Here is a 3,050-nt window from a genome sequence, read left to right as displayed (position 1 = left end):
CTGGGAAGACTTGCCTTCATACTTGCCTCCCTACTCAACTGGCTACTGGCACGTGCATTCAGTGGCGAAGTGCCTGCGGTGGCTCGATGGGTGATAGAACGCTCCAATGCTTGGATGGAGCGTTGTAAAAGTCTAGTAAAGAGCTTTGAGCGAACTCTGTCTCATGCAACATAAGATTAACCTCTGCTTTGTCAGGCTAGTGCTCAAGCGACTTGCAGCCTCTCCTTGAGATCTCAAATGGGTTCTATAGAGGCAGATGCCAAAGAGGGCGCGATCGCCTTCCAGTGCCTCAAACAATTTTGCAATTTCGCCGGGGGTTAATACCTTGGCTTGGCCGTGGCCGTCTACCTTCATTCCACCCACCTCGTTTTTATCTGAAGTAATTTAACTTTCTTCAGGTAACAAGCACAAAGCATTGATACTCCGTTGTTACATCCCAGCAAGGAAAAGCAGTTAATCCCAGCTTATCGATCGCTGCTCTCTCAAAATGGCTGAAACCTTGATTCTGTCGTTGACTGATAAGTTTTACTTAATTCGCTCGCATCGTTTACGTTTACCACAGGCGATCGCTGTATTTTGATCGTGCCCTTTCATACCTCTCGGTCCATTCAATGAGTTTGGTCAATTGAGTCCTAGCGGAACATGCATCTTTACCACTAGGACTAATTTTTGAGGGCCTAGCAGAGTGGGGCAGGGGAAGCCGACAGCAGGCCTAGAAACTTGAGAAGGCGATCGCCCCTTGAGACCACTAGCGGGGAAGTTTAGGCAACCGAATGATAAAACTGGTTCCTTTGCCTGCCGCACTTTCAACTTGGAGCGTTCCTTGGTGCGCCTCAATAATGCTTTTGGCTAGAAATAATCCTAGCCCCCATCCGGTTTGCTCATCAGCGTCGAGGGTACGGCGAAATTGTTGAAACAGGATGGATTGAGCGTCTAGGGCAATGGGATTGCCTTCATTGCGAATGGTCAAGCTAATCTGGGTTTCACTGTGCTGGAGCGTGAGTGTAATGGGTGTATCAGCAGCCCCATACTTCACGGCGTTAGTCGCTAAGTTTTCAATCACCCGCCGAATCTGTTTAGGACTGCAATGGCTCCTGACCTCAGCATCAGAAACAACCACAAACCGCTCCCCATAAGTGAAATTCAAATCCTCTACTATCTCCTGGACGAGCCTAGCTAAATCACAGGCTTCTAATTCCAGCTTTAAGGATTCCCCGGCTCGCAACCGACTTGCATCTAAGAGATCCTGAATCATCGCATCCATGCGATCGATCGCACTGACAATTCTCACCGCGACATCCCTATGGGCGTCTCCGCGTTCCATCCGCCGTAGAATCAGCTGGGTTCCCATTTTCACCACATTGACGGGGCCTCTAAGATCGTGAGTCAGCGTCACCATAAAGAGTTCTTGAATCTCTCGTAAGGTCAGGGAAAATTGTGTGGCGGCATCGTTAACCGATTGCTCGATGGAGTTGATAATAATGTCTCGCTCCCGTAGCGCTAAAGGCCCTTCTTCCTCTAAAACCTGAAAGATGACTTGACGGAGGATGTGGTACTCAAAAATGAGTTGAGTCATGGAGTAGTCCGCATAGCCTGCCCGCTCCTGCCCATGCAGCTTGCCAATCCGAGTGCTTTCCACCTTATCGGTTCTAATTCTGGCAGGGGTCCTTTCAATCTGGGTTGAGAGTTCATCCACTAATTGGCCGAGGTACAGAGGCAGCGAGTCTTGTAAAACCAAAGAGTCTTGATGGATGAAGGAGCTGACTTCCTCGCGGGCTCGTTTCTCCCAAAGCTGCATGATTCTTGGAGCATTTTGCTGGAGTCGGTCAGAAGTCTCGTTCAGCATTGTTTTTGGCTTGGTACCTGGCTGTAGATAGGGGCGAACTTCTAAACAGAGGTTGCAGCAGTGTTTTCAAACAATATCCTACTAAGCTGCTGAGATAAGTTGAGTCGGAATTCGACTTAGGGAGGGGCGATCGCTTGAGCCTGAACTATGGGAGAGTGTTGCCATCTTCCACCATCTTACGGAGCTAAGAGTTGATTCCAAGTGCCAGAGTGATGCCATGACTGATGCTGAAGAATGCCCAGGGAGCGCAGCCCTCCGCATTCTCCTCGTCGAGGACAATGACTTAAATCGTGAATTGCTGGGAGATTATCTGCGTCACTGTGGTTATGAAGTGTTCACTTTGGCGCAAGGTTCAAGCTTCTTTCGAACGATTGAACAGTTTCAACCCAATCTAGTGTTACTTGACTTAAGGTTGCCTGATGTGGATGGGTATCAGCTGCTAGAAGAGCTACAGCAGCAACCACATTTGCCGCAACTACCAATCATTGTGATTTCTGGCTTTGCCTTTCAAGAGGAGCAACAGCGAGCGCTAAAACTAGGAGCCCGTCACTACTTGGTCAAGCCAGTCTCATTGACAAAGTTAATTGAGGTGATTGAGGCAGAAGCCTGCACTTCATCACCCTAAACCCAGTTGTAGAGACCAAGGCGATTGCTTCTTGAGCTTGAAAACTTACCTCAAGTTTTTTACTGGCTCTGTACTCCGCATCACAAAGAGAATTGCACTCTACTCGACCCTTGGGTAGACCTTGTGGGCTAGGAAGTTTTGCCAATATTTAGATGGCATAGCACCGCTACTAGTTACGCAAGTATGACTCACGCTAGAAGATTTGATGAATTGATAGCAGAGCGTACCGAGACGCTCGACACGATTCGAGCCATAATCGAGCGCATGCGCTACTTAATCAGTCTAATCCCTGCACAAATCCAACTAGAGCAGCAGGACTCAAACACTAGCTCTGACTCGCAACACTACCCTAGAGCTGAGATATTGGAAGCCGAGAATCATGTCTTGCGGCGCACAGTAAAAGGGCTAGAGATTAACGCTCAAGCAATTACTGCGGCTAGCCAAGAGGAAATCGCTAGAAGCAGACAACTACAAACTACAAACTACAAACTACAAACTACAAACTACAAACTACAAACTACAAACTACAAACTACAAACTACAAACTACAAACTACAAACTACAAACTACAAACTACAA

Annotated in this window: 2 protein-coding genes and 1 pseudogene; 2 read left to right on the top strand and 1 reads right to left on the bottom strand. The window is 47.8% G+C overall.

The window, feature by feature from the left end; all coding sequences use genetic code 11:
- Positions 1–748: 748 nt before the first annotated feature.
- Positions 749–1,846: a sensor histidine kinase KdpD gene (locus tag H6F68_RS28615; protein WP_199300346.1), complete on the bottom strand. Its 1,098-nt coding sequence runs from the start codon at positions 1,844–1,846 to the stop codon at positions 749–751.
- 217 nt (positions 1,847–2,063) lie between these two features.
- Between H6F68_RS28615 and H6F68_RS25325 the strand changes: the two genes are divergently transcribed.
- A complete protein-coding gene (locus H6F68_RS25325) occupies positions 2,064–2,471 on the top strand; it encodes a response regulator (RefSeq protein WP_190563339.1) in 408 nt (135 codons plus the stop codon).
- A 183-nt stretch (positions 2,472–2,654) separates the two neighbouring features.
- Positions 2,655–3,050: pseudogene (locus H6F68_RS25320) on the top strand (hypothetical protein); the annotation flags it as partial.

It is taken from the genome of Trichocoleus sp. FACHB-262 (genome assembly GCF_014696035.1).
Lineage (GTDB): Bacteria > Cyanobacteriota > Cyanobacteriia > FACHB-46 > FACHB-46 > Trichocoleus.
Note: the sequence above shows the minus strand (reverse complement) of the source record. Positions and strands in the feature narration are given on the sequence as shown.